Source organism: Cedecea davisae, assembly GCF_044095835.1.
Taxonomy (GTDB): Bacteria; Pseudomonadota; Gammaproteobacteria; order Enterobacterales; family Enterobacteriaceae; genus Cedecea; species Cedecea davisae.
In genome coordinates, this window is record NZ_CP172054.1 from 4,554,331 (window position 1) to 4,577,552 (window position 23,222).

Annotated in this window: 12 protein-coding genes, 6 tRNA genes and 3 rRNA genes; 1 reads left to right on the top strand and 20 read right to left on the bottom strand. The window is 51.5% G+C overall.

What is annotated here, in order from left to right; genetic code table 11:
• Window positions 1-61 precede the first annotated feature (61 nt).
• The 13 genes from rpoC to ACG1VR_RS21830 form a co-directional block, all read right to left on the bottom strand.
• Complete coding sequence (gene rpoC / locus ACG1VR_RS21770; RefSeq protein WP_016517383.1) at window positions 62-4,285, bottom strand: DNA-directed RNA polymerase subunit beta'; 4,224 nt, start codon at window positions 4,283-4,285, stop codon at window positions 62-64.
• A gap of 75 nt (window positions 4,286-4,360) precedes the next feature.
• Window positions 4,361-8,389: a DNA-directed RNA polymerase subunit beta gene (gene rpoB, locus ACG1VR_RS21775; protein ID WP_016517382.1), complete on the bottom strand. Its 4,029-nt coding sequence runs from the start codon at window positions 8,387-8,389 to the stop codon at window positions 4,361-4,363.
• Window positions 8,390-8,715: 326 nt separating this feature from the next.
• A complete protein-coding gene (rplL, locus tag ACG1VR_RS21780) occupies window positions 8,716-9,081 on the bottom strand; it encodes a 50S ribosomal protein L7/L12 (RefSeq protein ID WP_000028882.1) in 366 nt (121 codons plus the stop codon).
• Between the two features lie 66 nt (window positions 9,082-9,147).
• Window positions 9,148-9,645, bottom strand: coding sequence for a 50S ribosomal protein L10 (gene rplJ / locus ACG1VR_RS21785; protein WP_007704673.1), 498 nt, complete (start codon window positions 9,643-9,645; stop codon window positions 9,148-9,150).
• Between the two features lie 298 nt (window positions 9,646-9,943).
• Window positions 9,944-10,648 carry a 50S ribosomal protein L1 gene (rplA, locus tag ACG1VR_RS21790; RefSeq protein ID WP_016517381.1) on the bottom strand — a complete coding sequence of 235 codons (705 nt, stop codon included), beginning with the start codon at window positions 10,646-10,648 and terminating at the stop codon, window positions 9,944-9,946.
• A 3-nt stretch (window positions 10,649-10,651) separates the two neighbouring features.
• Window positions 10,652-11,080, bottom strand: a complete 429-nt coding sequence (rplK, locus tag ACG1VR_RS21795; protein WP_016517380.1) for a 50S ribosomal protein L11 — start codon at window positions 11,078-11,080, stop codon at window positions 10,652-10,654.
• Between the two features lie 155 nt (window positions 11,081-11,235).
• Window positions 11,236-11,781, bottom strand: coding sequence for a transcription termination/antitermination protein NusG (gene nusG, locus ACG1VR_RS21800; protein ID WP_003862341.1), 546 nt, complete (start codon window positions 11,779-11,781; stop codon window positions 11,236-11,238).
• 1 nt (window position 11,782) lies between these two features.
• Window positions 11,783-12,166, bottom strand: coding sequence for a preprotein translocase subunit SecE (secE, locus tag ACG1VR_RS21805; protein ID WP_016517379.1), 384 nt, complete (start codon window positions 12,164-12,166; stop codon window positions 11,783-11,785).
• A 234-nt stretch (window positions 12,167-12,400) separates the two neighbouring features.
• Window positions 12,401-13,585 (bottom strand): elongation factor Tu, encoded by a 1,185-nt coding sequence (gene tuf / locus ACG1VR_RS21810; protein ID WP_115586309.1) that lies wholly within the window; start codon window positions 13,583-13,585, stop codon window positions 12,401-12,403.
• 112 nt (window positions 13,586-13,697) lie between these two features.
• Window positions 13,698-13,773, bottom strand: a tRNA-Thr gene (locus tag ACG1VR_RS21815).
• A gap of 9 nt (window positions 13,774-13,782) precedes the next feature.
• A tRNA-Gly gene (locus ACG1VR_RS21820) sits at window positions 13,783-13,857 on the bottom strand.
• A 117-nt stretch (window positions 13,858-13,974) separates the two neighbouring features.
• Window positions 13,975-14,059, bottom strand: a tRNA-Tyr gene (locus ACG1VR_RS21825).
• Between the two features lie 12 nt (window positions 14,060-14,071).
• Window positions 14,072-14,147: transfer RNA gene (locus ACG1VR_RS21830), tRNA-Thr, on the bottom strand.
• A 450-nt stretch (window positions 14,148-14,597) separates the two neighbouring features.
• Between ACG1VR_RS21830 and coaA the strand changes: the two genes are divergently transcribed.
• Window positions 14,598-15,551: a type I pantothenate kinase gene (gene coaA, locus ACG1VR_RS21835; RefSeq protein ID WP_071704126.1), complete on the top strand. Its 954-nt coding sequence runs from the start codon at window positions 14,598-14,600 to the stop codon at window positions 15,549-15,551.
• A 27-nt stretch (window positions 15,552-15,578) separates the two neighbouring features.
• Here the strand turns inward: coaA and birA are convergent, their stop codons facing one another.
• The 7 genes from birA to ACG1VR_RS21870 all read right to left on the bottom strand — a co-directional run bounded on the left by birA (window position 15,579) and on the right by ACG1VR_RS21870 (window position 23,126).
• Window positions 15,579-16,541, bottom strand: a complete 963-nt coding sequence (gene birA / locus ACG1VR_RS21840) for a bifunctional biotin--[acetyl-CoA-carboxylase] ligase/biotin operon repressor BirA (protein WP_172568601.1) — start codon at window positions 16,539-16,541, stop codon at window positions 15,579-15,581.
• The gene (murB, locus tag ACG1VR_RS21845) at window positions 16,538-17,566 is read right to left on the bottom strand and encodes a UDP-N-acetylmuramate dehydrogenase (protein ID WP_395489784.1); all 1,029 of its coding nucleotides are present in this window, start codon (window positions 17,564-17,566) and stop codon (window positions 16,538-16,540) included. The genes birA and murB overlap by 4 nt, the downstream gene beginning before the upstream one ends.
• 369 nt (window positions 17,567-17,935) lie before the next feature.
• Window positions 17,936-18,051 (bottom strand): 5S ribosomal RNA (gene rrf / locus ACG1VR_RS21850).
• 95 nt (window positions 18,052-18,146) lie between these two features.
• Window positions 18,147-21,054 (bottom strand): 23S ribosomal RNA (locus ACG1VR_RS21855).
• Between the two features lie 195 nt (window positions 21,055-21,249).
• Window positions 21,250-21,325, bottom strand: a tRNA-Ala gene (locus tag ACG1VR_RS21860).
• Between the two features lie 113 nt (window positions 21,326-21,438).
• A tRNA-Ile gene (locus tag ACG1VR_RS21865) sits at window positions 21,439-21,515 on the bottom strand.
• A 69-nt stretch (window positions 21,516-21,584) separates the two neighbouring features.
• Window positions 21,585-23,126, bottom strand: a 16S ribosomal RNA gene (locus ACG1VR_RS21870).
• The 16S, 23S and 5S rRNA genes sit together here with 2 tRNA genes alongside, the layout of an rRNA operon.
• Between the last annotated feature and the right edge of the window lie 96 nt (window positions 23,127-23,222).

A 23,222-nucleotide genomic window follows, 5' to 3' on the forward strand; every position in this document is an offset into this window, starting at 1 on the left:
ATTTATACAGACGAAAAAAAACCCGCCGAGGCGGGTTTTTTATTTCAGGCGTTTCGCACGATTACTCGTCGTTACCGCCGAGGTTTCCTGCGTTCAGCAGCTCTGCCAGGCTGGCAGTTGCATCTTCAGCAGTGACCTGCGGTGCAGCAGGAACTTCACCCGCTGCGCGACGGCGCATACGATCCTGGTGGTACGCATAACCGGTACCGGCCGGGATCAGACGACCCACGATAACGTTCTCTTTCAGGCCGCGCAGTTCGTCACGTTTACCCGCAACGGCTGCTTCGGTCAGCACTCGAGTAGTCTCCTGGAACGATGCCGCGGAGATGAAGGACTCGGTTGCCAGAGAGGCTTTGGTGATACCCAGCAGATCGCGTGCAAAGGTCACGTTGATCTTACCGTTCGCTTCAATTTCGCGGTTAGCGATCTTGATGCGAGAGTATTCAGCCTGCTCGCCTTCCAGGAAGTCGGAGCTGCCGGCGTTAACGATGGTTGCTTTACGCAGCATCTGACGCACGATGACTTCGATGTGTTTATCGTTAATCTTAACGCCTTGCAGACGGTAAACGTCCTGCACTTCGTTGGTGATGTAACGAGTTACAGCATACACGCCACGCAGACGCAGAATGTCGTGCGGAGACTCTGGACCATCGGAAACCACGTCACCACGTTCTACGCGTTCACCTTCGAACACGTTCAGCTGACGCCATTTCGGAATCATCTCTTCGTAAGCATCGCTGCCGTCGATTGGGGAGATAACCAGACGGCGTTTGCCTTTAGTTTCTTTACCAAACGAAATGATACCGCTGATTTCAGCCAGGATAGCAGGCTCTTTCGGACGACGCGCTTCGAACAGGTCAGCAACGCGCGGCAGACCACCGGTGATATCCTTGGTACCGCTGGATTCCTGAGGAATACGTGCCAGCGCGTCACCCGCACTGATCTGGATCCCATCTTCCAGCTGTACAATTGCTTTGCCCGGCAGGAAGTACTGAGCAGGCATATCGGTGCCTGGGATCAGAACGTCGTTGCCCTGTGCATCAACAATTTTCAGCGCCGGACGCAGGTCTTTACCGCCCGCGGTACGTTCTGCAGAATCCAGAACAACCAGGGATGACAGGCCGGTTAATTCATCGGTCTGACGGGTAATGGTCTGGCCGTCAATCATGTCAGTAAAGCGGATGAAACCACTGACTTCGGAGATAACCGGCATGGTGTGTGGATCCCAGTTTGCAACGGTTTCACCGCCAGCAACCTGCTCGCCATCACCCTTGGCCATAACAGCACCGTAAGGCACTTTATAGCTCTCTTTGGTACGACCGAATTCGTCGATCAGCTTCAGCTCGGTGTTACGAGAAGTCACAACCAGCTTGCCGGTAGAGTTAACAACCGACTTCGCATTGCTGAGCTTGATGCTACCTTTGTTCTTAACCTGAATGCTGGACTCAGCAGCAGAACGAGATGCCGCACCACCGATGTGGAACGTACGCATCGTCAGCTGTGTACCAGGTTCACCGATGGACTGTGCCGCGATAACCCCGATAGCTTCACCTTTGTTGATGATGTGGCCACGAGCCAGGTCACGACCATAGCAGTGCGCACATACGCCAAAGTCAGTTTCGCAACCTACTACGGAACGAACTTTTACGCTGTCAACAGAGTTAGCTTCCAGCAGGTCACACCACTGCTCGTGCAGCAGAGTGTTGCGTGGAACCAGAATATCCGCAGTACCCGGCTTCAGAATGTCTTCTGCCGTTACACGACCCAGAACGCGGTCACGCAGAGGTTCTTTAACGTCGCCACCTTCGATAACCGGAGTCATCGTGATGCCTTCCAGGGTGCCACAGTCGTCTTCGGTAACAACCAGGTCCTGCGCAACGTCTACCAGACGACGAGTCAGGTAACCGGAGTTAGCCGTTTTCAGTGCGGTATCCGCCAGACCTTTACGAGCACCGTGAGTAGAGATGAAGTACTGGAGTACGTTCAGACCTTCACGGAAGTTCGCGGTGATTGGCGTTTCGATGATGGAGCCATCTGGCTTAGCCATCAGACCACGCATACCAGCCAGCTGACGAATCTGCGCCGCGGAACCACGAGCACCGGAGTCGGCCATCATATAGATGCTGTTGAAGGAAACCTGCTGCTCTTCTTCGCCATTACGGTTAATAACGGTTTCAGTTTGCAGGTTGTCCATCATCGCCTTGGATACGCGGTCGTTCGCTGCTGCCCAAATATCGATAACTTTGTTGTAACGTTCGCCAGCGGTAACCAGACCGGACTGGAACTGTTCCTGAATCTCAGCAACTTCAGCTTCTGCTTCGCTGATGATTTCGTATTTTTTCTCCGGGATGACCATGTCATCAATACCAACGGATGCACCTGAACGCGCTGCATAAGCAAAGCCGGTGTACATCGTCTGGTCCGCAAAAATAACGGTCGGTTTCAGGCCCAGAATACGGTAACAGGTGTTCAGCATCTTAGAGATTGCCTTTTTACCCAGCGCCTGGTTGACGATGGAGAAAGGCAGGCCTTTCGGCACGATCATCCAGAGAATCGCACGACCAACGGTGGTGTCGATAAGGCTGGTTTTCGCAACGAATGTGCCCTGAGCATCTTTTTCGTATTCGGTGATACGCACTTTAACGCGCGCATGCAGAGAGGCCAGGCCAGCGCGATAAATACGCTCAGCTTCTTTCGGGCCAGTCAGCACCATGCCTTCGCCTTTGGCGTTAACACAGTCACGGGTCATGTAGTACAGACCCAATACAACGTCCTGAGAAGGAACGATGATTGGCTCGCCGTTCGCTGGTGACAGGATGTTGTTGGTAGACATCATCAGCGCACGCGCTTCCAGCTGAGCTTCAAGCGTCAGCGGAACGTGTACTGCCATCTGGTCACCATCGAAGTCGGCGTTATATGCCGCACAAACCAGCGGGTGCAGCTGGATAGCTTTACCTTCGATCAGAACAGGTTCAAATGCCTGGATACCCAAACGGTGCAGGGTTGGTGCACGGTTCAGCAGTACCGGGTGTTCGCGGATAACTTCGTCCAGGATATCCCAAACGACAGCTTCTTCGCGCTCAACCATTTTCTTAGCAGCTTTGATGGTGGTCGCGAGACCACGCAGTTCCAGCTTGCCGTAGATAAACGGTTTGAACAGCTCCAGCGCCATTTTCTTAGGCAGACCGCACTGATGCAGACGCAGGTATGGACCTACGGTGATTACAGAACGACCGGAGTAGTCAACACGTTTACCCAGCAGGTTCTGACGGAAACGACCCTGCTTACCTTTGATCATATCGGCCAAAGATTTCAGAGGACGTTTGTTAGAGCCGGTGATGGCACGACCGCGACGGCCGTTGTCCAGCAAGGCATCTACCGCTTCCTGCAGCATACGTTTTTCGTTGCGTACGATGATATCTGGCGCAGCCAGATCCAGCAGACGCTTCAGACGGTTGTTACGGTTGATAACACGACGGTACAGATCGTTCAGATCTGAAGTCGCGAAACGACCACCATCCAGCGGAACCAGCGGACGCAGGTCTGGCGGCAGAACCGGCAGAACGGTCAGGATCATCCACTCTGGCTTGTTACCAGACTGAACGAACGCTTCCAGCAGCTTGATACGCTTGGTCAGCTTTTTACGCTTGGTTTCAGAGTTGGTTTCGTTCAGCTCTTCACGCAGAGTTTCACACTCTTGCTCCAGATCCATGCTTTTCAGCAGGGCCTGAATAGCTTCCGCACCCATCTTCGCGTCGAACTCGTCACCGAACTCTTCCAGCGCGTCCAGATACTGCTCTTCAGTCAGGATCTGACGACGCTCGAGGTTGGTCATCCCGCCTTCGATAACCACATAGGATTCGAAGTACAGTACGCGTTCGATATCACGCAGCGGCATATCCAGCAGCAGGCCGATACGGGATGGCAGAGATTTCAGGAACCAAATGTGGGCAGTTGGAGATGCCAGTTCGATGTGACCCATACGCTCACGACGAACTTTAGTCTGGGTAACTTCTACGCCACACTTCTCACAAATAACACCACGGTGTTTCAGGCGCTTGTACTTACCGCACAGGCACTCGTAGTCTTTTACTGGCCCAAAAATACGGGCGCAGAACAGGCCGTCACGCTCAGGTTTGAACGTACGGTAGTTAATGGTTTCCGGCTTTTTAACTTCACCGAAAGACCATGAACGGATCATGTCTGGCGAAGCCAGAGCAATTTTGATCGCATCAAACTCTTCGGTTTTAGTTTGCGCTTTCAGAAACTTTAATAAGTCTTTCACGGATTTGCTCCCGTCGGAGTTAGCACTCTGTGATGCCCGGCGTTAGCCGGGCACCCTGGACCTTTTGAGCAACGATTACTCGTCTTCCAGCTCGATGTTGATACCCAGCGAGCGGATCTCTTTCAACAGAACGTTGAAGGATTCCGGCATGCCCGGTTCCATCTGATGGTTGCCGTCCACGATGTTTTTATACATCTTAGTACGGCCGTTCACGTCATCAGACTTAACGGTCAGCATTTCCTGCAGGGTATACGCAGCGCCGTATGCTTCCAGCGCCCACACTTCCATCTCACCGAAGCGCTGACCACCGAACTGAGCCTTACCACCCAGCGGCTGCTGAGTAACGAGGCTGTAAGAACCGGTAGAACGCGCGTGCATCTTGTCATCAACCAGGTGGTTCAGTTTCAGCATGTACATGTAACCTACGGTTACCTGACGCTCGAACTGTTCACCGGTACGGCCGTCGAACAGGGTGATCTGGCCAGAAGATGGCAGACCGCCGAGTTGCAGCAGTTCTTTGATTTCAGACTCTTTTGCACCGTCGAATACCGGAGTAGCAATCGGCATACCTTTTTTCAGGTTTTCAGCAAGGCGCAGAACTTCTTCATCAGTGAAGGTGTTCAAGTCGACTTTCTGACGAACGTCTGTGCCCAGGTCATACGCTTTCTGGATGAATTCGCGCAGTTTGGCGACTTCCTGCTGCTGTTTCAGCATGGCGTTGATTTTCTCGCCGATACCTTTAGCAGCCATACCCAGGTGGGTTTCCAGAATCTGACCGATGTTCATACGAGATGGTACGCCCAGCGGGTTCAGGACGATGTCTACCGGCGTGCCGTTTTCATCGTAAGGCATATCTTCGATCGGGTTGATCTTGGAGATAACACCTTTGTTCCCGTGACGACCTGCCATCTTGTCACCAGGCTGAATCTGACGTTTAACGGCCAGATACACTTTAACGATTTTCAGCACGCCAGGTGCCAGGTCATCGCCCTGAGTGATTTTGCGGCGCTTAGCTTCGAGTTTCTTCTCAAACTCGTGCTTCAGCTCGTCGTACTGCTCGGCCAGCTGCTCGAGCTGGTTTTGTTTTTCTTCGTCGGTCAGGCCCAGTTCCAGCCAGCGGTCGCGCGGCAGTTTGTCGAGCTTGTCAGCTTCAACACCACCGGAAACCAGCACGGCATAGATACGGCTAAACAGGCCAGCTTCGAAGATTTGCAGTTCTTCAGACAGGTCTTTCTTAGCCTGCTTCAGCTGCATCTCTTCGATTTCCAGCGCACGTTTGTCTTTTTCCACGCCATCGCGGGTGAAGACCTGAACGTCGATTACGGTACCGGAAACGCCGTTTGGTACACGCAGGGAAGAGTCTTTAACGTCAGACGCTTTCTCACCGAAGATTGCACGCAGCAGCTTCTCTTCTGGCGTCAGCTGGGTTTCACCTTTCGGCGTTACCTTACCAACCAGAATGTCGCCACCGGTCACTTCAGCACCGATATACACGATACCGGACTCATCCAGTTTGGAGAGCGCAGCTTCACCCACGTTAGGGATGTCAGCCGTTATCTCTTCTGGCCCCAGTTTGGTGTCACGGGACACACAAGCCAGTTCCTGAATGTGGATGGTAGTGAAGCGGTCTTCCTGAACAACACGCTCGGAAACGAGGATGGAGTCTTCGAAGTTGTAACCGTTCCACGGCATGAACGCTACGCGCATGTTCTGACCCAGCGCCAGCTCACCCAGGTCGGTAGATGGGCCATCTGCCAGCACGTCGCCGCGCTCGATTGGCTCACCCAGAGACACACATGGCATCTGGTTAATACAGGTGTTCTGGTTAGAACGCGTGTATTTGGTCAGGTTGTAAATGTCGATGCCGGCTTCGCCCGGGTACATCTCGTCTTCGTTAACTTTGATAACGATACGGGAAGCATCCACGTACTGAACGGTACCGCCACGTTTGGCTACGGCAGTAACACCGGAGTCAACGGCTACAGCACGTTCCATACCGGTACCAACCAGCGGCTTATCAGCACGCAGAGTTGGAACCGCCTGACGTTGCATGTTCGCACCCATCAGGGCACGGTTGGCGTCATCGTGTTCCAGGAACGGGATCAGGGACGCACCGACGGAAACCACCTGCTGGGTGGAAACGTCCATGTAGTCAACCTGGTCGTTGCTGAACAAGCTGGATTCGCCTTTGCTACGGCAGGTAACCAGGTCGTCTACGAAACGGCCTTCTTCGTCCAGGTTGGTGTTCGCCTGAGCGATTACGTAGTTACCTTCTTCGATAGCAGACAGGTAATGAATTTCGTCGGTCACGATGCCGTCAACTACGCGACGATACGGGGTTTCTAAGAAGCCGTATTCGTTAGTCTGCGCATAAACAGACAGGGAGTTGATCAGGCCGATGTTCGGACCTTCTGGGGTTTCGATTGGACACACACGACCGTAGTGGGTTGGGTGTACGTCACGTACTTCGAAGCCCGCACGCTCACGGGTCAGACCGCCCGGGCCCAGTGCAGAGATACGACGTTTGTGCGTAATCTCGGACAACGGGTTGTTCTGGTCCATGAACTGAGACAGCTGGCTGGAGCCGAAGAACTCTTTCACTGCCGCAGAGATTGGCTTGGCGTTGATCATATCCTGAGGCATCAGGGTATCCAGATCGCCCAGAGACAGACGCTCTTTCACCGCACGCTCAACACGCACCAGGCCAACGCGGAATTGGTTTTCCGCCATTTCGCCTACGGAACGGATACGACGGTTGCCGAGGTGGTCGATGTCATCCACTTCGCCCTGACCGTTACGAATACCGATCAGTTTTCTCATCACTTCGATGATGTCGTCTTTGCTCAGGATGCCGGAGCCTTCGATTTCATCACGCAGCAGAGAACGGTTGAACTTCATACGACCAACCGCAGACAGGTCATAGCGGTCTTCTGAGAAGAACAGGTTCTCGAACAGGCTTTCAGCTGCTTCACGCGTTGGTGGCTCACCAGGACGCATCATGCGGTAGATCTCAACCAGCGCGCTCAGGCGGTCATTGGTTGGGTCGACGCGGATGGTCTCGGAAATGTAAGCACCGTGATCAAGATCGTTGGTGAACAGCGTTTCGATACGTTTGTGGCCAGACTGGCTCAGCTTAGCCAGCAGGTCCAGTGACAGCTCCATGTTCGCCGGGCAAATCAGCTCGCCGGTAGAAGTGTCAACGTAGTCTTTAGCCGCAACTTTACCGGCAATGTACTCAACTGGAACTTCGATATGTTTGATATCGTCTTTTTCCAGCTGGCGAATGTGGCGCGCGGTGATGCGGCGGCCTTTTTCAACGTACACTTTGCCGTCAGCTTCGATGTCGAAGGATGCGGTTTCGCCACGCAGGCGTTCCGGCACCAGCTCCATCTGCAGCTTGTTGTCACGGATTTCGAAATTAACTTTCTCAAAGAACAGGTCAAGGATCTGCTCAGTGGTGAAGTTCAGCGCGCGCAGGATGATGGTCGCAGGCAGTTTGCGGCGACGGTCGATACGCACGAACAGGTTATCTTTCGGGTCGAATTCGAAGTCCAGCCAGGAACCACGGTAAGGAATGATACGTGCGTTATACAGTACCTTCCCTGAGGAGTGGGTTTTACCTTTGTCACTGTCAAAGAACACGCCCGGGCTACGGTGCAACTGAGAAACGATAACGCGCTCAGTACCGTTGATAACAAAAGTCCCGTTGTCGGTCATGAGCGGAATTTCGCCCATGTAAACTTCTTGTTCTTTAATGTCTTTAACGGTGCCTTCCGGCGCTTCGCGCTCGTAGATCACCAGACGCAGTTTTACACGCAGCGGAGCAGAATACGTCACGCCACGGATCTGACATTCTTTAACGTCAAATACAGGTTCGCCCAGGCGATAGCTAACATACTGCAGCTCAGAATTGCCGCTGTAGCTTGCGATCGGGAATACGGAGCGGAATGCCGCTTCCAGGCCGTATTGACCTTCGGGATCTTGCTCGATGAACTTCTGGAACGAGTCAAGCTGGATAGAAAGGAGATAAGGAATGTCCAGCACTTGCGGACGTTTTCCAAAATCCTTACGAATACGTTTTTTCTCGGTATAGGAGTAAACCATTAGGGTTCCTCAGCTCGCTGACAAGTCGACCCATCTGCCCGTCGAAAGGGGCAGTTTATGCAACACTATTTTGTGGACCGGAAAGTGGAACACTTCCCGCAATACTTGTTTCTATCACTCTTAAACCATTTCGTTACGCTTTGCCCCGGAACTCCCGGCGCAGAAAGTCGCAATATATTAAGGCGTCGATAGGAACAAACATTGGGAGGTAATCAGCAGTCAAACAGCGTGAAACGCTACTGATACCCTACAGCGCAAAAAGGCTGGTGACTAAAAAGTCACCAGCCATCAGCCTAATTTCTCAGGCTGCAACCGGAAGGGTTGGCTTATTTAACTTCAACTTCAGCGCCAGCTTCTTCCAGAGATTTTTTCAGTGCTTCAGCGTCATCTTTGCTCACGCCTTCTTTCAGTGCAGCTGGTGCAGACTCAACCAGGTCTTTAGCTTCTTTCAGACCCAGGCCAGTTGCGCCGCGAACTGCTTTGATTACGGCAACTTTGTTAGCGCCAGCAGCTTTCAGAATAACGTCGAACTCAGTTTTCTCTTCAGCAGCTTCAGCTGGGCCAGCAGCAACAGCTACAGCAGCAGCAGCAGAAACACCGAATTTTTCTTCCATTGCAGAGATCAGTTCTACAACGTCCATTACGGACATAGCGGATACTGCTTCAATGATTTGATCTTTAGTGATAGACATTTAAATTGTTCCTGAATATCAGAATAAGTTTATACGTAAGCAGATGCTTGATAAAGAAAGCGGCAATTAAGCAGCTTCTTTTGCATCGCGAACAGCAGCCAGAGTACGAACCAGTTTGCCAGCCGAAGCTTCTTTCATGGTTGCCATCAGGCGTGCAATTGCTTCTTCGTAGGTCGGCAGAGTTGCCAGGCGGTCGATCTGAGACGCCGGGATCAGCTCACCTTCAAAGGCAGCGGCTTTGACCTCAAATTTTGCATTCGCTTTCGCGAAATCTTTGAACAGACGAGCAGCAGCGCCCGGGTGTTCCATAGAATATGCAATCAGGGTCGGACCAACGAACGCGTCTTTCAGGCACTCAAACTGAGTACCTTCAACAACACGGCGCAGCAAGGTGTTGCGAACAACACGCATGTAAACGCCGGCTTCGCGACCTGCTTTACGCAGTTCGGTCATTTTGTCTACAGTAACGCCACGGGAATCCGCAACTACTGCAGACAGCGCGCCTTTGGCTACTTCGCTGACTTCAGCAACAATCGCTTGTTTGTCTTGAAGATTTAAAGCCATTAGCTTTTGCTCCTGGGTTTTAGCCGGGACATTACGTCCCGAAACTCACTTCGCGTTTACCCACAATGGAAAAACGCGTCTACATACGGTGAGCAGAAACAAGCTAAAGACTATCTAAAAATATTCTTCAGGTTCTGTCACCGTCTACGCAGGCAATTAAGTTTCTTGCGAAACACCTGCGGTCTTGGACGGAGGCCTGGATAAGGCCAGGCTCCAACCGAAAATTCTTGTGCCCTGCATAAGCAGAACAACGGGCGTAAGATATTAGACTAATCTTTCGCCCGCGTAAAGGCGATTATTAGTTCGCCACTGCGTTCAGACCAGCCTGGTCAACCGCAACACCTGCACCCATGGTGGTAGACAGGCTAACTTTCTTGATGTACACGCCTTTCGCCTGAGATGGTTTTGCTTTTTTCAGCGCAACCAGCAGAGATTCCAGGTTTTCTTTCAGTTTGTCAGTGTCAAAGTCCACTTTACCGATGGTGGTGTGGATGATGCCGTTTTTGTCGTTACGATAACGAACCTGACCCGCTTTAGCATTCTTAACTGCTTCAGCAACGTTAGGGGTTACGGTACCAACTTTCGGGTTTGGCATCAGGCCGCGTGGGCCCAGAACCTGGCCCAGCTGGCCAACAACGCGCATTGCATCCGGGGAAGCAATAACAACGTCAAAGTTCATTTCGCCTTTCTTGATCTGGTCAGCCAGATCTTCCATACCTACCAGCTCTGCGCCAGCAGCTTTAGCTGCTTCAGCGTTAGGGCCCTGGGCAAATACGGCTACGCGAACTGAACGGCCAGTACCGTGCGGCAGTACAGTTGCACCACGTACGTTCTGGTCAGATTTACGAGCGTCGATGCCGAGGTTAACGGCAACGTCTACGCTTTCAACGAATTTAGCAGTGGCCAGCTCTTTCAGCAGAGCAATGGCTTCGTTGATGTCGTACTGTTTGGTCGCATCAACTTTGTCACGGATCACGCGCATGCGCTTGGTCAGTTTAGCCATTTCTTAATCCTCCACTACCAGGCCCATGGAACGAGCAGTACCTTCAATGGAGCGAGTCATCGCTTCAATGTCGGAACCAGTCATGTCCGCAGCTTTGGTTTCTGCGATTTCGCGTACCTGAGCACGGGTTACTTTACCCACTTTGTCTTTGTTCGGCTTGCCGGAACCAGACTTGATGCCAGCAGCTTTCTTCAGCAGAACAGCAGCCGGTGGGGTTTTAGTAACGAAAGTGAAAGAACGGTCAGCATAAACGGTAATAACAACCGGAATTGGCAGACCTTTCTCGATGGAATCAGTTTTGGCGTTAAACGCTTTACAGAATTCCATGATGTTAACACCCTGCTGACCCAGAGCTGGACCAACTGGTGGACTTGGGTTCGCCATACCAGCTGCAACCTGCAGCTTGACGTAGGCTTGTACTTTCTTAGCCATCTAAATTTCCTCTAGTGGGTTATAGCGCCTCTTACAAGGCTCCCCGTGAATAAATCGTTTTATGTGTACGAGACACATAAAAACAAAAGGCGCGAAATTGTATGTCAATTTCGCGCCCTTCGCAACGAAAAATCGCTGCATTAACGATCAAATTATCAGGCTTTTTCGACCTGAGCAAAGTCCAGTTCAACCGGCGTTGCACGACCAAAGATCGATACGGAGACCTTCAGGCGGCTCTTCTCGTAATCCACTTCCTCGACCACACCGTTAAAGTCAGCAAACGGACCATCGTTAACACGAACCATTTCGCCCGGCTCAAACAGCGTTTTCGGACGCGGTTTGTCACCAACCTGCTGCAGGCGGTTCATGATCGCATCAACTTCTTTGTCGCTGATAGGCGCTGGACGGTCAGAGGTTCCACCGATGAAACCCATCACGCGTGGAACGCTGCGCACCAGGTGCCAGCTTGCATCGTTCATCACCATCTGAACCAGAACGTAACCCGGGAAGAATTTACGCTCGCTTTTACGACGCTGGCCACCACGGATTTCAACAACCTCTTCGGTCGGAACCATGACTTCGCCAAACAGCTCTTCCATGTTATGTAATTTGATATGCTCACGCAGCGAGGTCGCTACGCGGCCTTCAAAACCGGAAAACGCCTGAACGACGTACCAACGCTTTTTAGGGGCTTCAGACATCTCAGAACCTCAGGCCAGTAATAAAAGATACCAGGCGGACCAGAATACCATCCAGCCCCCACAAAATCAGTGACATCACAGCGGTAACGGCTGCCACGATTAAAGTGGTGTGCAGAGTTTCCTGGCGGGTAGGCCAAATAACCTTGCGTACTTCAGTTCTCGCTTCACGGGCAAAGGAAACGGTCGCCTTGCCTTTCGTGGTCAGCAGAGCAACACCGCCCGCCGCTGCAATCAGAATTACCACAGCCAGCGCACGCAGAGGCAGAGTGATATCACGATAAATGTAGTTGCCCACGATTGCCACGAGCAGCAAAACGACTACTGCCAGCCACTTCATCGCTTCGAGGCCACGCCCGCTCCCTTGAGCTTCGGTATTCGCACTCATAAACCAACCTGTCACAATAAATCAGACAAACATTTTTGCCCCGCGCAGGCGAGGCAAACCAAACCGAATGGCTCTTTTCAGGCGCAATCCGGCATAAACGCCATCTTCAGAGCCTGTCTCAGCAATGATTATCGGTAAAAAATCACTGATGAGCCAGGTTCTGGTTCGAAAGCGTACAAAAAGGGCATCAAATGATGCCCTTTTCTTGCACATTGCGTCAAATATTATCCGCGATTAAGCGATAACTTTGGCAACAACGCCCGCGCCAACGGTACGGCCGCCTTCACGGATTGCGAAACGCAGACCGTCATCCATCGCGATTGGGTGGATCAGGGTAACAACCATTTTGATGTTGTCGCCAGGCATTACCATCTCAACGCCTTCTGGCAGTTCGATGGTACCGGTCACGTCAGTTGTACGGAAGTAGAACTGTGGACGGTAGCCTTTGAAGAACGGAGTATGACGGCCGCCTTCGTCTTTGGACAGGATGTACACTTCAGATTCGAACTTGGTGTGTGGCTTGATAGAGCCTGGCTTAGCCAGTACCTGACCACGTTCGATTTCTTCACGTTTGATACCACGCAGCAGAACACCAACGTTCTCACCAGCACGGCCTTCGTCCAGCAGTTTGCGGAACATTTCAACGCCGGTACAGGTAGATTTCGCAGTATCTTTGATACCAACGATTTCAACTTCTTCACCAACTTTGATGATACCGCGCTCTACACGACCGGTAACAACGGTACCACGGCCGGAGATGGAGAATACGTCTTCGATTGGCAGCAGGAACGGCTTATCGATAGCACGCTCTGGCTCAGGGATGTAAGAATCCAGGTAGCCAGCCAGCTCAACGATTTTAGCTTCCCACTCTGCTTCGCCTTCCAGCGCTTTCAGAGCAGAACCACGAACGATTGGAGTATCGTCGCCCGGGAAGTCGTACTGGGACAGAAGTTCACGAACTTCCATTTCTACCAGTTCCAGCAGCTCTTCGTCATCAACCATGTCGCATTTGTTCAGGAACACGATGATGTACGGAACGCCAACCTGACGACCCAGCAGGATGTGCTCACGGGTCTGTGGCATTGGGCCATCAGTCGCAGCAACAACCAGGATAGCGCCGTCCATCTGAGCAGCACCGGTGATCATGTTTTTAACGTAGTCGGCGTGCCCTGGGCAGTCAACGTGCGCGTAGTGGCGAGTCGGGGTGTCATATTCAACGTGGGAAGTGTTGATGGTGATACCACGAGCTTTTTCTTCCGGTGCGTTATCGATCTGGTCGAATGCACGAGCAGAACCACCGTAGGTTTTAGCCAGAACGGTAGTGATTGCAGCGGTCAGCGTTGTTTTACCATGGTCAACGTGGCCGATAGTACCGACGTTAACGTGCGGTTTTTTACGTTCAAACTTTTCTTTAGACATCGATTGTCCCTCTAAGACACGGATAAATCGGTGGTATCACCACATCAACCAGGCATATGCCTGAATTAGCTGAATGCATTAACAGAAGAGAAACAGGGAGGAGATAAAGAAGTGGTGCTGATAGGCAGATTCGAACTGCCGACCTCACCCTTACCAAGGGTGCGCTCTACCAACTGAGCTATATCAGCACATCTTGTTGGAGCGGGCAGTGGGAATCGAACCCACATCATCAGCTTGGAAGGCTGAGGTAATAGCCATTATACGATGCCCGCATCCTGGAACTCGGCTACCTGAATCTTTCTGTAGTGAATATGAGAGGAAGCCTCTCAGTATTCGAGCCGACAAACTAAGTGCTTATCGTCTCGGGCCACGCAATGCGTTGCCGAATATGGTGGTGGGGGAAGGATTCGAACCTTCGAAGTCGATGACGGCAGATTTACAGTCTGCTCCCTTTGGCCGCTCGGGAACCCCACCTGGGGTACTTGATGGTGCCGGCTACCGGAATCGAACTGGTGACCTACTGATTACAAGTCAGTTGCTCTACCTACTGAGCTAAGCCGGCATCAAGTAGCGCGCATTCTAGGAAGACAGAGCCGCTCATGCAACAAAAAAATCGCATAAAATGCACTACCGCTCACATTTTGCGCGAGATCTCGAAAATCTGGCGACTAAAGAAGCAACCCGGAGCAAATTTAACCCACTTCGAATACGTTTTTTCATACCTCAGCTTTTAGCCGCGCAATATTCGCCGGCTTTTTCCCGATCAAAGAGGGAATCAGGGCAAACGGACTCATAAGACTGATGTTCTGGCCTAACTGACAACGTGATGTATCCATCGTAATACATCACTGCCGTCGATTTTTTCTTATCGATCTCTCCCTTCCGGTGTTACCCTCCTGCCACTATTGAAAAGTTAAATACGCTACATACCTTTAATCCACGGCGTTTGATTGCATTCGTTAGTGGGTGTAGTGCGTAAATTTTGTCCTGAATTACAGGCAGAAGCATGCTTATGAGTAATAAAGAGCAAATGTTAGCAACGACCCCTTATTTAGAATTTAACCGGAGCCAGTGGGCAGCTTTGCGCGACTCGGTCCCCATGACCCTGACAGAAGGGGAAATCGCACGGTTAAAAGGCATTAACGAAGACCTTTCCCTTGAGGAAGTGGCGGAGATTTACCTGCCGCTGTCTCGTCTGCTTAATTTTTATATCAGTTCGAATCTGCGCCGCCAGGCCGTGCTTGAGCAATTCCTCGGCACTAATGGGCAGCGTATTCCGTATGTTATCAGCATCGCCGGAAGCGTTGCCGTGGGGAAAAGTACGACAGCTCGTGTCTTACAGGCCCTGTTAAGCCGCTGGCCTGAGCATAGACGGGTTGAGCTGATTACCACCGATGGCTTCCTTCATCCGAACAAAGTGCTTAAAGAGCGCAATCTGATGAAGAAGAAAGGCTTCCCTCAGTCCTACGATATGCATCGTCTGGTGAAGTTTGTGTCTGATATTAAATCCGGTGCAACCAACGTCACCGCTCCGGTCTATTCGCACCTGGTATACGATGTTATCCCGGATGGAGATAAAATCGTCGCTCAGCCGGATATCCTAATTCTTGAAGGGTTAAACGTTCTGCAAAGCGGCATGGACTATCCACACGATCCTCACCATGTATTTGTTTCGGATTTTGTGGACTTCTCTATTTATGTGGATGCGCCTGAAGAATTATTACAGAATTGGTATATCAATCGTTTCCTGAAATTCCGTGAAGGTGCGTTTACCGATCCTAACTCTTATTTCCATAGCTACGCAAAACTCTCAGAAGATGAGGCAATTAATATTGCGACTCAGCTCTGGAAAGAAATTAACCTTCTGAATTTAAATCAGAACATACTCCCAACACGCGATCGCGCTAGCCTGATTATGACAAAGAGCGCCAATCACGCCGTGGACTGCGTTAAATTGCGGAAATAGAAAATAAAGGGGGAATATCCCCCTTTATTAATTTGCGCCTCTCAACGAGATCTCACCGCCAACCCAGGCCTTTATTATTCCGTCCTGCTCCAACAATAACCCACCCTGCTCATTAATACCGCGGGAAATACCAAGAACTTCTCGTTCCCCGATAATCAATTTAACCGGTCGATTAATGAAATTATCCAGTTTTTCCCAGCGAGGAAGGAATGGAACCAGACTTTCCTGCTCAAACAGCTGAAGCGCTGTACGCAGCTCCTGGATCAGGGTCACTGCCAGCGTATTTCTATTAATACTTATCCCGGCTTCCTGCAGGTTGATCCAGCCCTGATTAATGACATCGGCCGCTACATTTCTCATGGCGAGATTAATTCCTGCGCCAATGACAATCTGCGCGGCATCGCCGGTTTTACCGGTCAATTCTACCAGGATCCCGGCAAGTTTGCGGTCGTTGAGATAGAGATCGTTTGGCCATTTAACTCTGACATCTTCGGCCCCAAGCCGTTGCAACACTTCGGCCATAACGATGCCGATGACTAAACTCAGACCAATAGCCGCCGCTGGCCCCTGCTCAAGACGCCAGTACATAGAAAGATAGAGATTGGCGCCGAAGGGGGAAAACCACTGGCGCCCTCTTCTACCGCGACCGGCTTGTTGATATTCGGCTATACAAGCATCACCAGACTGGAGCGTATCGAGCCGGTTAAGCAAATATTGGTTGGTTGAATCAATCACCGGTAATACGGCAACTGTTCCTTCAGCAACCTGAGATTTAATAAATGATTCATCCAGGAGTTGAATAGGCTCCGGCAGGCTGTAGCCCTTACCCGGTACGGTAAAGACATCAATACCCCAGTCCCGCAGGGTTTGAACATGCTTATTGATTGCGGCCCGGCTCATGCCAAGCTGCTCACCCAGCTGTTCGCCAGAGTGAAACTCACCGTCGGCCAGAATGCTAATTAGCGTCAGAGGGACTTTATTATCTTTCACGCAATCGTCTCCACAGCGCTGACTTCACCCGTGCTGCCAATAAAGCGAACTTCAGGCTCAAGCCAGACATCAAATTTCGCCCCGACCTGTTGGCGGACGTAATGTGCCAAAGCAATAACATCGGCGCTGCTTGCGCCATCTTCATTAATTATCACCAATGCCTGGTGGCGATGAACCACAGCCCCACCTATGCGATGACCTTTTAGCTGACATTGATCGATAAGCCAGCCGGCAGCAAGTTTCACGCTGCCGTCCAGCTGAGGATAATGTGGTACGTTAGAAAAGCTGGATAATAACTTTTCAGACTGCTCGGCGGTAATAACCGGGTTTTTAAAGAAGCTACCCGCGTTGCCATTTACTTTAGGATCGGGAAGCTTCGACATTCTCATGTGGCAAACACTATCAAATATTTGTCGTGGGGTTACGCTGGCAGGATCAAGCCTGGTCAGATCGCCGTAGCTAAGTATTGGCTGCCATACTTTAGGAAGACGGAAACCAACGGCCACAATGGCAAAACGGTCCTGATATTCATGTTTGAAGATACTGTCACGGTAAGCAAACCGACACTCTTCATTACTCAAACGCAGAGCCTGACCGGTACTCAACTCAATACAGTCCACATAATTGCAGACCTTTTTGATCTCCACGCCATAAGCGCCAATGTTTTGAATTGGCGAAGATCCTGCGCAGCCGGGTATAAGAGCAAGGTTTTCCAGGCCCGGCATCTCCTGCTGTAACGTATATTCAACCAGCTGATGCCAGTTTTCGCCTGCGCCGACATGAAGTAACCATGCATCGTCAGATTCAGTAACCTGAATACCTTTAATACGATTCACAATTACCGTTCCCTCAAAATCCTTCAGGAAAAGAACATTGCTTCCTTCACCCAGAATAAGTACCGGCTGCCCAGCACGAGCGGCTTTCGCCCATGATTCAGTAAGTTGTTGTGCAGATTCAGCAACGACTATATGCGCTGCATTTGCCTGAATACCGAAGGTATTGAAGGTTTTAAGAGAGGAGTTCATGTCAGCCATTTTCCGGAATATAAACCGAAGTAGTTTACCCGATCCTGCCGGGATTGGCTTGCCTGTCTCCGTATAACGCGCATAGCAAAAGGGCCCAGTCTTTTGACTGAGCCCTTTCACCTGATTTGAATATTTCTTAGAAAGCAAAAAACCCCGGCTTTTCGGTCGGGGTTATTGCTAATTTGATGCCTGGCAGTTCCCACACTACTCGTATCATCCTGATACTCGCCCCTCCGGGGCCGCCGCTCGCGGCGTTCAAACGTGTTCCCGACACGTTTGTCGCATGGCCATGCTCGTGTAGAAAATTTCCATGGTTCTGATAAAAACAAAAAGGCCACCCGTAAGGGTGGCCTTGATGTTTTATTTGATGCCTGGCAGTTCCCTACTCTCGCATGGGGAGACCCCACACTACCATCGGCGCTACGGCGTTTCACTTCTGAGTTCGGCATGGGGTCAGGTGGGACCACCGCGCTACGGCCGCCAGGCAAATTCTGTTTACTGACCGTCACTTCGTGACCATCAGTCTAATCCTGAACTTCGCTGAAAATCGATTTGTCTCGCAAAACACCTTTGGTGTTGTAAGGTTAAGCCTCACGGGTCATTAGTACTGGTTAGCTCAACGTATCGCTACGCTTACACACCCAGCCTATCAACGTCGTAGTCTTCAACGTCCCTTCAGGGGAATCAAGTTCCCAGGGAGAATTCATCTCGGGGCAAGTTTCGCGCTTAGATGCTTTCAGCGCTTATCTCTTCCGCATTTAGCTACCGGGCAATGCCATTGGCATGACAACCCGAACACCAGTGATGCGTCCACTCCGGTCCTCTCGTACTAGGAGCAGCCCCCCTCAATTCTCCAGCGCCCACGGCAGATAGGGACCGAACTGTCTCACGACGTTCTAAACCCAGCTCGCGTACCACTTTAAATGGCGAACAGCCATACCCTTGGGACCTACTTCAGCCCCAGGATGTGATGAGCCGACATCGAGGTGCCAAACACCGCCGTCGATATGAACTCTTGGGCGGTATCAGCCTGTTATCCCCGGAGTACCTTTTATCCGTTGAGCGATGGCCCTTCCATTCAGAACCACCGGATCACTAAGACCTGCTTTCGCACCTGCTCGAGCCGTCACTCTCGCAGTCAAGCTAGCTTATGCCTTTGCACTAACCTCACGATGTCCGACCGTGATTAGCTAACCTTCGTGCTCCTCCGTTACGCTTTAGGAGGAGACCGCCCCAGTCAAACTACCCACCAGACACTGTCCGCAACCCGGATCACGGGTCTACGTTAGAACATCAAACATTAAAGGGTGGTATTTCAAGGTTGGCTCCACGCAGACTGGCGTCCACGCTTCAAAGCCTCCCACCTATCCTACACATCAAGGCTCAATGTTCAGTGTCAAGCTATAGTAAAGGTTCACGGGGTCTTTCCGTCTTGCCGCGGGTACACTGCATCTTCACAGCGATTTCAATTTCACTGAGTCTCGGGTGGAGACAGCCTGGCCATCATTACGCCATTCGTGCAGGTCGGAACTTACCCGACAAGGAATTTCGCTACCTTAGGACCGTTATAGTTACGGCCGCCGTTTACCGGGGCTTCGATCAAGAGCTTCTCCTTGCGGATAACCCCATCAATTAACCTTCCGGCACCGGGCAGGCGTCACACCGTATACGTCCACTTTCGTGTTTGCACAGTGCTGTGTTTTTAATAAACAGTTGCAGCCAGCTGGTATCTTCGACTGCCTTCAGCTCCACCCGCAAGGGGTTTCACCTACCGACAGCGTGCCTTCTCCCGAAGTTACGGCACCATTTTGCCTAGTTCCTTCACCCGAGTTCTCTCAAGCGCCTTGGTATTCTCTACCTGACCACCTGTGTCGGTTTGGGGTACGATTTAATGTTACCTGATGCTTAGAGGCTTTTCCTGGAAGCAGGGCATTTGTTACTTCAGCACCGTAGTGCCTCGTCATCACACCTCAGCGTTAACAAGAGTCCGGATTTACCTAAACTCTCCGCCTACATGCTTAAACCGGGACAACCGTCGCCCGGCTAACATAGCCTTCTCCGTCCCCCCTTCGCAGTAACACCAAGTACAGGAATATTAACCTGTTTCCCATCGACTACGCCTTTCGGCCTCGCCTTAGGGGTCGACTCACCCTGCCCCGATTAACGTTGGACAGGAACCCTTGGTCTTCCGGCGAGCGGGCTTTTCACCCGCTTTATCGTTACTTATGTCAGCATTCGCACTTCTGATACCTCCAGCAGACCTCACAGTCCACCTTCGACGGCTTACAGAACGCTCCCCTACCCAACAACACCTAAGTGTCGCTGCCGCAGCTTCGGTGCATGGTTTAGCCCCGTTACATCTTCCGCGCAGGCCGACTCGACCAGTGAGCTATTACGCTTTCTTTAAATGATGGCTGCTTCTAAGCCAACATCCTGGCTGTCTGTGCCTTCCCACATCGTTTCCCACTTAACCATGACTTTGGGACCTTAGCTGGCGGTCTGGGTTGTTTCCCTCTTCACGACGGACGTTAGCACCCGCCGTGTGTCTCCCGTGATAACATTCTTCGGTATTCGTAGTTTGCATCGGGTTGGTAAGCCGGGATGGCCCCCTAGCCGAAACAGTGCTCTACCCCCGAAGATGAGTTCACGAGGCGCTACCTAAATAGCTTTCGGGGAGAACCAGCTATCTCCCGGTTTGATTGGCCTTTCACCCCCAGCCACAAGTCATCCGCTAATTTTTCAACATTAGTCGGTTCGGTCCTCCAGTTAGTGTTACCCAACCTTCAACCTGCCCATGGCTAGATCACCGGGTTTCGGGTCTATACCCTGCAACTTAACGCCCAGTTAAGACTCGGTTTCCCTGCGGCTCCCCTATACGGTTAACCTTGCTACAGAATATAAGTCGCTGACCCATTATACAAAAGGTACGCAGTCACCCCATAAATGAGGCTCCCACTGCTTGTACGTACACGGTTTCAGGTTCTGTTTCACTCCCCTCGCCGGGGTTCTTTTCGCCTTTCCCTCACGGTACTGGTTCACTATCGGTCAGTCAGGAGTATTTAGCCTTGGAGGATGGTCCCCCCATATTCAGACAGGATACCACGTGTCCCGCCCTACTCTTCGAACTCACAGTATGTGCATTTTAGTGTACGGGAGTATCACCCTGTACCCTGCGACTTTCCAGACGCTTCCACTAACACACAAACTGATTCAGGTTCTGGGCTGCTCCCCGTTCGCTCGCCGCTACTGGGGGAATCTCGGTTGATTTCTTTTCCTCGGGGTACTTAGATGTTTCAGTTCCCCCGGTTCGCTTCGTTAAGCTATGTATTCACTTAACGATAGTGTGACGAATCACACTGGGTTTCCCCATTCGGAAATCGCCGGCTATAACGGTTCATATCACCTTACCGACGCTTATCGCAGATTAGCACGTCCTTCATCGCCTCTGACTGCCAGGGCATCCACCGTGTACGCTTAGTCGCTTAACCTCACAACCCGAAGATGTTTCGCTTCAGATTATGAAAATTTGAGAGACTCGAACACACCTCTATTCTGTTCTTATTACGGAGAACAGAAACAGTGTGTCGTTTCAATTTTCAGCTTGTTCCGGATTGTTAAAGAGCAAATACTTCGCAGTACACCGTTGCCGGTACACTCTGAAGTAGGTTTGGTGCATGAAATGATGGTGGAGCTAAGCGGGATCGAACCGCTGACCTCCTGCGTGCAAGGCAGGCGCTCTCCCAGCTGAGCTATAGCCCCATCGATTTCGTAAAACCTTTGATTACCGTTAATTTTCATCTGGTCAAGGCGCAACTTCGCGACGCATAGTGAACTATGCGAGCCGGAGGTGCAACGCAGAACAGGGGAAAATTTGGTAGGCCTGAGTGGACTTGAACCACCGACCTCACCCTTATCAGGGGTGCGCTCTAACCACCTGAGCTACAAGCCTATAAGGTTTTACTGCTCGTTTTCTATCAGACAATCTGTGTGAGCACTACGCGGGTTTGTATCTTTTAGGTAAGGAGGTGATCCAACCGCAGGTTCCCCTACGGTTACCTTGTTACGACTTCACCCCAGTCATGAATCACAAAGTGGTAAGCGCCCTCCCGAAGGTTAAGCTACCTACTTCTTTTGCAACCCACTCCCATGGTGTGACGGGCGGTGTGTACAAGGCCCGGGAACGTATTCACCGTAGCATTCTGATCTACGATTACTAGCGATTCCGACTTCATGGAGTCGAGTTGCAGACTCCAATCCGGACTACGACGCACTTTATGAGGTCCGCTTGCTCTCGCGAGGTCGCTTCTCTTTGTATGCGCCATTGTAGCACGTGTGTAGCCCTACTCGTAAGGGCCATGATGACTTGACGTCATCCCCACCTTCCTCCAGTTTATCACTGGCAGTCTCCTTTGAGTTCCCGGCCGAACCGCTGGCAACAAAGGATAAGGGTTGCGCTCGTTGCGGGACTTAACCCAACATTTCACAACACGAGCTGACGACAGCCATGCAGCACCTGTCTCAGAGTTCCCGAAGGCACCAATCCATCTCTGGAAAGTTCTCTGGATGTCAAGAGTAGGTAAGGTTCTTCGCGTTGCATCGAATTAAACCACATGCTCCACCGCTTGTGCGGGCCCCCGTCAATTCATTTGAGTTTTAACCTTGCGGCCGTACTCCCCAGGCGGTCGACTTAACGCGTTAGCTCCGGAAGCCACGCCTCAAGGGCACAACCTCCAAGTCGACATCGTTTACGGCGTGGACTACCAGGGTATCTAATCCTGTTTGCTCCCCACGCTTTCGCACCTGAGCGTCAGTCTTTGTCCAGGGGGCCGCCTTCGCCACCGGTATTCCTCCAGATCTCTACGCATTTCACCGCTACACCTGGAATTCTACCCCCCTCTACAAGACTCAAGCTTGCCAGTTTCGAATGCAGTTCCCAGGTTGAGCCCGGGGATTTCACATCCGACTTAACAAACCGCCTGCGTGCGCTTTACGCCCAGTAATTCCGATTAACGCTTGCACCCTCCGTATTACCGCGGCTGCTGGCACGGAGTTAGCCGGTGCTTCTTCTGCGAGTAACGTCAATCACTAAGGTTATTAACCTTAATGCCTTCCTCCTCGCTGAAAGTGCTTTACAACCCGAAGGCCTTCTTCACACACGCGGCATGGCTGCATCAGGCTTGCGCCCATTGTGCAATATTCCCCACTGCTGCCTCCCGTAGGAGTCTGGACCGTGTCTCAGTTCCAGTGTGGCTGGTCATCCTCTCAGACCAGCTAGGGATCGTCGCCTAGGTGAGCCATTACCCCACCTACTAGCTAATCCCATCTGGGTTCATCCGATGGCAAGAGGCCCGAAGGTCCCCCTCTTTGGTCTTGCGACGTTATGCGGTATTAGCTACCGTTTCCAGTAGTTATCCCCCTCCATCAGGCAGATCCCCAGACATTACTCACCCGTCCGCCGCTCGTCAGCGGAGTAGCAAGCTACTCCCTGTTACCGCTCGACTTGCATGTGTTAGGCCTGCCGCCAGCGTTCAATCTGAGCCATGATCAAACTCTTCAATTTAAAAGTGTTTGATGCTCAAAGAATTAAAACTGTTTATAAAATCAGTAGTCACTCTTCAAGACTTGATATTTTTTTGCATCCGAAGATGCTGAGATA

Bases quoted from the DNA above. Each gene is read 5' to 3' on its own strand.
- tuf (WP_115586309.1), bottom strand. From the start codon at position 13,585: ATGTCTAAAGAAAAGTTTGAACGTAAAAAACCGCACGTTAACGTCGGT.
- rplK (WP_016517380.1), bottom strand. From the start codon at position 11,080: ATGGCTAAGAAAGTACAAGCCTACGTCAAGCTGCAGGTTGCAGCTGGT.
- rplA (WP_016517381.1), bottom strand. From the start codon at position 10,648: ATGGCTAAACTGACCAAGCGCATGCGCGTGATCCGTGACAAAGTTGAT.
- murB (WP_395489784.1), bottom strand. From the start codon at position 17,566: ATGAACTCCTCTCTTAAAACCTTCAATACCTTCGGTATTCAGGCAAAT.
- rplJ (WP_007704673.1), bottom strand. From the start codon at position 9,645: ATGGCTTTAAATCTTCAAGACAAACAAGCGATTGTTGCTGAAGTCAGC.
- coaA (WP_071704126.1), top strand. From the start codon at position 14,598: ATGAGTAATAAAGAGCAAATGTTAGCAACGACCCCTTATTTAGAATTT.
- rplL (WP_000028882.1), bottom strand. From the start codon at position 9,081: ATGTCTATCACTAAAGATCAAATCATTGAAGCAGTATCCGCTATGTCC.
- secE (WP_016517379.1), bottom strand. From the start codon at position 12,166: ATGAGTGCGAATACCGAAGCTCAAGGGAGCGGGCGTGGCCTCGAAGCG.
- nusG (WP_003862341.1), bottom strand. From the start codon at position 11,781: ATGTCTGAAGCCCCTAAAAAGCGTTGGTACGTCGTTCAGGCGTTTTCC.
- rpoB (WP_016517382.1), bottom strand. From the start codon at position 8,389: ATGGTTTACTCCTATACCGAGAAAAAACGTATTCGTAAGGATTTTGGA.